Genomic DNA, 6,442 nt, shown 5'->3' with positions numbered 1-6,442 from the left:
AAGTTGGACAGCTATTTGGTGCCGTTGATCGTAATGAGGCGTTACTATACTCTTATGGTGTGGCAGTTTTTCTATGTACAAGTATCGGCAGTGCAATTGAAGCCGCAGTTGGAAATTTCAGAAAAGCAGATAAAATTGGATTTATTATCCTTGCAACAGGTACAGCTGCTTGCGCATTATTTTGTGCGTACCGCGCAATAAAAACTGCGTTTTTTTCAAAGCCCTCAACTGAGTTTACTAAAGCTAGGGCAGAGTTTTTTAATAGTCAGAAAATTGCATAAACAGTACAGGAGACCCAACATCCAAGTAACTATAACCGAGTTACTTCAGTCTTACTGCTGATGTGTGAAGATTCTTTTAGTTCTGTTGAAGGATTTTCCATTTTTTCCAGTTGAGCATCCAACTTGTTCTGCATGTTCGATAAAGCTGAATCGAATTCTCCATTAACCTGTTTTGCTTCATGCATATATTACTCAAATTCTTCCACACTAAGTGAACTGCTCGTTTCTTGCGTAATGCTTTTGAATATTTCTTTTATTTGGATCAAGCTTTGACAAATTTTCTCCTGATATCCATCAATTCATTTTTGGTATATATCAATCATTTTCTGGCATGCATTGCTCCTCAATGGATATTCTTCTTTTTCCTTTATGTAAGAATTTTGAAAGTTTTTACTGTTAATAATTGCTTCCCTGTATTTTTTTATGTCGGTAATTATTCCGATTATTGACTTATCTATTTCCGTCAAGTTTTTTTCTTTTCTTTTCTGTCAATTACACTCTTAGATTCATTCCGTTCTTTTCTGTTAACTGAACCCATGGATTCATATTCAGCCTGGTGGTATTTTGTCATATAGGTTTTTACATTCTTTTAAGATGCCAGTGGCTGTAATACTCCTTCTTCTACGCTTTTATCGTAAAAGTTCCTCATCTCATCACTTGATAGTATTGCTATAGCATCTTCTCTTTTACCGTGTGATTTAGGATATGTTTTATCGAACGAACTAACATTGGCTTAATAAGACGTCTTTAATTAGTTCTTCTTTTACCGTGTGATTTAGGAAATGTTTTATCGAACGAACTAACATTGGCTTAATAAGACGTCTTTAATTAGTTCTTCTTTTATTACTTCAGACAATTTCTCTAGTGTTTCGATATATTTTAAAGTTTCCGCAAAAAGCTGTCCACCAGATGGAGTAAATCCTTGTAATTGCTTGCTTTGGGCTTTATAAAAATCGGTTTGTAAAAATCCTCAGCTTGCTTTTTCATTACTGAGAGTTCATGAAATGCTTTTTCAGGTCTGACCTTTCTCAAAATGCCAATAGCTTTTTAATTGCTCTTCTTCTCATTTTACTGTCTTGTTTTTCATTCAATATCAGATGCTCAGTTTTGGTAAAAGCACTACCAAGATCACTTATAGCAATGTCAAAAACAATGTTTTTTTACAACTTGTTCGGTTGCCACATAATCAATTTCCTTTGAAAAACAATCAACGAATAATTGCCAATTTTCATTATTAACTAATTTATTTGTCTTATATTCAAAATCTTTTCTACCGTTAAATCCTAAAATAGTATAAAGATTTTTTCAGCTAATGGCTCGTCATAATGTTTTCTTACTTTATTATTTCTATTAAATAGAGATTTACTGACTTTAATTGTACCCATGGTATTACCTCAACACTATATTAAAAGTATAAAATTTAATATTTAATTTTTACTTACTGTGAACGTAATTGTAGCTGTGAAATATGGATAATAATTTTGCTTATATATTAAAACTTTGACTCCTTGCTCGTTATTAGTAATATTATTCATGTAAATAACTATAGTTTATGCCTGAACTTGGAAATATTTTGCTATTGTAGCTTGCTTATTTTCCTTAACATATTTATTTCTACCGCTCAGCTCCATCACTATTGCCATATTTTTCTGTGCATCAGCGTCAATGGTCATACTAATTTATTGTCACATTATAAACGATTTCTCACTCGAAAACGCGTATTACCACTCTCATACAACGAAACCTTTGATCTATAAGATCTGTGCCGTTTAGGGGAATAAAGAAGGGACTATGTTGCTTTTTAGACCTTAGTGCTCACTTTTTATTTATTACTAATAGATATTTGTATAGCCTCCAGTGCTTGACACTGGAATGACACAAGAACGAACTAATGACAGTAAATTGAAGAAGGTATCCTTGATCACTAAGGGCTTAATTTGCTTCTGTTTTTTGTTGTTCGCTTTACTTGAATCCAATCCTTTTTCCCTAAAATGCCAAGCATTGAACCAGATGGTCTTGGTTTTAATCCAATATTGCAAGATATTGGTCTTGCTATTCATCCACCGATATTGTATTTAGGATACCTTGGATTTAGCGTTCCTTTTTCGCTTTCTATAGCTGACTCATTACAAACGTTGAAGGAAATGTTTGGGCTAAAACAGTTAGGCCTTGGGTACTTATTTCTTGGCCACTACTTACTTTGGGCATTAGCCTTGGCAGTTGGTGGGCATATTGCGAACTTGGTTGGGGTGGATTTTGGTTTTGGGATCCAGTAGAAAACGTCTCTTTGATGCCCTGGTTAATTGCAGCAGCACTGACACATCTGTTACTCGTGATACGAAATTTCAATGTTTTAAGGAACTTTGCCGTTTTGATCACGTTTACAACTTTTATATTGAGTATAACTGGAACGTTTTTAGTCCGCTCTGGAATACTTGCTTCAGTGCATACGTTTGATCCAAGATACGGACTTTATATGTTAGCTTTACTTGGTGTAACTACAGCCTGTAGCTTAGTAATATTTGTAATATTTGCGAGAAAAAATCGGACATCTTCAGTGTCATCCCAGTGTTTGACCAGAAAAAAGAGACGAGCAGTCAAGCTACTCAAATGACAGAGGGCAAAAAATTCTTCTCACGTTTCACGATGATGTTGATAAACAACCTATTATTTATCACTGCCTTTTTCATCGTGTTTGTTGGCACTTTATACGCGACAATGCTTGAATACTTGACCGGTGAACTCATTTCAGTTGGAGCACCATACTACAATTCCTTATTTAACCCAATTGCACTGTCTATTTTAATCCTTACGATAATTGGGCAATACTGCCGTTGGCAGGGAAATAGTCTATTGACAATAATCCGTGAATACAGATTCTCATTTTTTAGTGCTGCAGCTATTTTGCCGTTTATATTTCATATGGAGCAAATAAGAGTGCTGTCAATTATCATCTCCATAGCATTATTAGTCTTTGTTTTGGAAGCATATAGCAAAAGAATTCGTTTATTTAAGGTGGCGCCGATTGAATCAATTTTATTAGGAAGAAAAGTTTCCAAGTCTTACTATGCAATGATGCTCGCTCATGCTGGAGTGGCAATTCTAGTACTCGGTATAGCCTATTTAGTTGGTTGGCGGGAAAAAAAGAGAGCTACTTAAAAATAGGTGATAGCATAACAATCAATAAATTCAAAGTTACTTTGCGAAATATTGAATTTATAAAAGAGAAGAATTTCCATGCAGTAAAAGGTACGATGGATATCAGGAATTTGTTGAATAATAAGGTATTGGGTAGAATAGCACCTGAATATAGATTTTATCTTGTGGAGGGTCTGAAAAATGTTGAAAGCAGTATTTATCATAATCTATTTTCTGATATTTACGTTGCAATTGGCGAGATTGATAAGAGTAAGAGCAAAATTGCAACCAAAGTGCACTATAAACCTGGAATACCTATGCCTGATCTGGCTCGGATCCTTCCTTATCGCTTTTGGCTCACTCCTTGCTGCTTTTTCTTTGTTGAAAAGATTGTAAACATATTTTTACAGCTAAAGCAATAATAAACATCTAGCGTTTAGAATAAAAAAACTTTTAAAGCGTTCCCATCAAGTACGATAAAGAAAATCATTTATATAATTGCTATGGCAACCAGTGTTGAAACCTGACGTGCCTTGTGATTTTATAAATAGAGGTTTTTATCTGATTTCACAACAAGGGCTTCTGGGTGACTTTGAAAGTATATATTACCATGCTTATCTTTAATAGCCTCTATTACCCCATCACTGGAGAATGCTGTAACTTTATATCCAAGTAACTCTAAATTTCTTCTATTTTCTGGCGTATTATTTATCACTCTTGAATGAGCATCTGGAAAACACGTGGAAAACCAGCCATTTACGTCAGGTGGTAAAAATTTAGCCACCACTTCTGCTTAGCGACTATTTGGAATTATCTTTATCTGCTGGAAAGGTACATTTTCTTGCTGTTGATTAGGTGCTGATTTTAAATGAGATCTTTGCTTCTCTTCATCACTCACGAGATTTGCCACACTCACTACTTCAATCCCTTTTGCATTCATAATGCCTTGCAAACCGCCACATATACCAAGTAAGTGAATTGCAGGATTGTCATATACTATTTTCACAATTGCCTCAGTAACAATTTGACCACAAGGAGTGGGAGGAAATGGTTCTGAATGTAAATTGTAGTAATTTCCTGGAATAAATATTCTGTTAATTTTGTGCTCTTTAATAAATTTAGCAACTTCAACTTTTATTCGGTCTAATGCCAGTCTCTTTGCCAGTATTTTTTCTTGTTTTGCAAGATTAAGAGACTCTGCCTGAATTTTTTTAAGGCTGATTATCTTATTATAATCAATTAGTACAGTCTTAATTCCATAGTTATTAAACATCTCATATATAGTTTGAGATAGCCCAGCCTCATGTGGATATGTTTCTTCTTCTGTTTTCAATAAGTCAACAACTATGTCACCATTTATTGAATGCAAATTTTCACTAGCGCCTGCATAAGTAATGCTGCTAAATAATAGAACTACAATTAATAGGGCATTAAGTATTCTGTTATAATATTTATACATTATCTCCTGATATCTATATTAATAGTATAATATATTATAGAACATTTTACAATAAAAAGGTAAATTCAGTAAGAAAGAGAAAGTGGCTTGAGCAGGAATCGAACCAGCGACACAAAGATTTTCAGTTCTTTACTCTAACAACTGAGCTATCAGGCCAACCATATGCTTTCATTTTTAGATAAAAAATGTTATTATATCAATTAAAAGTTTTTAAAGTAATTTGTATAAAAATAAAGGAAGAACATTAATAATCGAATAGGAATTTATCCTGGCACATTTGACCCAATAACCTTTGGACATATTGACATAATAAAAAAAGTCTGTAAACTAGTTGATAAACTAATAATCGGCGTTGCATAAAATATCACTAAGCGTACTACTTTTGACGCAAAGCTACGAACAAGCATGGCAGAAAATAAAATGAAAAGGTTTGGGATTGATGCAGATGTTGTATCTTTAAATGGGTTGTTGATGAAGTTTGCCCAAGAGCAAAATGCTTCTGTTATCATTAGAGGGCTCAGAGCAGTATCGGATTTTGATTATGAGTTTCAAATGAGTTTGGTAAATTATAAACTTCTTCTGGAAATTGAGACCATATTTCTTCCTGCCTCTGAAGACACTCAATTTATCTCATCAAGTTTTGTAAAAGAAATAGCGAGATTAGGAGAAAGTGCCAGCAAATTCGCGCCAGAGGGAGTTCAGAAAGAATTGATTAATCTGAATATGAATAGGGTAAGAATCGAAGAATAATGTTTATTTTCTATTCTCAAACATGTATATTCAATACATAAAATATTATAAATTAAAGGAGCAATATAACAGAAGTGGGGGATAATAGTATAATAGTTTGTTGTCGTGGTTACGAAGACGATGAGGGTTCTGGTCATCCATTAATATATTTGCATAAAGAAGGAGAGGAAACGTTTTGTCCTTGCTGTAATAAGCCAATGAGTGAAGAACTTCAATCTGAAGAACTTCAATATAAAGAACTTAAGTCTAAAGAATTTAAATCTGTTGAAAAGTGTATTGTGGCAGCAGCTAAAAAAAGGGAAAGAACCCACGGATGAACTTTAATAGCACTTCATTTTTTTAAGTTAGCTAGCTTATATACACTGCTGGCCATCCAAAATGCAACACCATGAAATAATCTTCAGAATAAAATGAAATTTATTCTACGTATAACTGATGGTGATACTAAGAAATGATTAAAATTTCAGATCAAAGGAACAACTTATTGCTGAAAAATTCCCAAATGAAATGGAGGATCTAGTATCCTGTTGCACCGTCTCTAGAGTGAATGCAAGATGCAAAACGTGCTGGAATGGAGACACACAGGTTCCTTATAAAGTCCTTAGGCATTTTTGCCCAAAAACGCTGCAATTGGGCCTCTAGGTCGGCCAAACATGTAAGATGTCCAACTCGGCGTCCCATACATGTTAAATTATGGATAATTCTGGGGACCGTGAGGGCCATGGAAGGGGTTCAACTTGTCGAAGGCATTTCTGTGAAATCATTGCTGAGTGTGGCCGAGCATTGTCTTGCTGGAAAATGGCTCCTGAGTGCT

The 6,442-nt window shown here is 34.3% G+C and carries 4 protein-coding genes and 3 pseudogenes; 4 read left to right on the top strand and 3 right to left on the bottom strand.

The features are described from left to right. Positions 1-281, top strand: a 281-nt coding sequence (locus HET73_RS05410; RefSeq protein WP_174134146.1) for a hypothetical protein, incomplete at its 5' end; no start/stop codon positions are given. A gap of 29 nt (positions 282-310) precedes the next feature. Here the strand turns inward: HET73_RS05410 and HET73_RS08450 are convergent. Then, positions 311-466, bottom strand: a complete 156-nt coding sequence (locus HET73_RS08450) for a hypothetical protein (RefSeq protein ID WP_246210192.1) — start codon at positions 464-466, stop codon at positions 311-313. A 114-nt stretch (positions 467-580) separates the two neighbouring features. Next, positions 581-748, bottom strand: a complete 168-nt coding sequence (locus HET73_RS08445; RefSeq protein ID WP_246210191.1) for a hypothetical protein — start codon at positions 746-748, stop codon at positions 581-583. Between the two features lie 1,085 nt (positions 749-1,833). Between HET73_RS08445 and HET73_RS10115 the strand changes: the two are divergent. Beyond that, positions 1,834-3,815 (top strand): annotated as a pseudogene (locus HET73_RS10115) (heme lyase CcmF/NrfE family subunit). Between the two features lie 71 nt (positions 3,816-3,886). On the opposite strand, the pseudogene HET73_RS05395 reads toward HET73_RS10115, so the two are convergent. Further along, positions 3,887-4,878: pseudogene (locus HET73_RS05395) on the bottom strand (glutamine amidotransferase-related protein). Between the two features lie 243 nt (positions 4,879-5,121). On the opposite strand from HET73_RS05395, the pseudogene coaD reads away from it, so the two are divergent. Both coaD and HET73_RS08425 read left to right on the top strand, forming a co-directional pair. After that, positions 5,122-5,628: pseudogene (coaD, locus tag HET73_RS05390) on the top strand (pantetheine-phosphate adenylyltransferase). Positions 5,629-5,702: 74 nt separating this feature from the next. Next, entirely contained in the window at positions 5,703-5,945 is a 243-nt protein-coding gene (locus HET73_RS08425; RefSeq protein ID WP_246210186.1) for a zinc-finger domain-containing protein, read from the top strand. Positions 5,946-6,442 lie beyond the last annotated feature (497 nt).

The organism is Wolbachia endosymbiont of Atemnus politus (assembly GCF_013309895.1).
The sequence above is the reverse complement of the archived record's forward strand: the minus strand, read 5'-3'. Positions and strand labels throughout refer to the sequence as shown.

Excerpts from the sequence above, each read along its gene's own strand:
- HET73_RS08450 (WP_246210192.1), bottom strand. The coding sequence starts at position 466 with ATGCATGAAGCAAAACAGGTTAATGGAGAATTCGATTCAGCTTTATCG.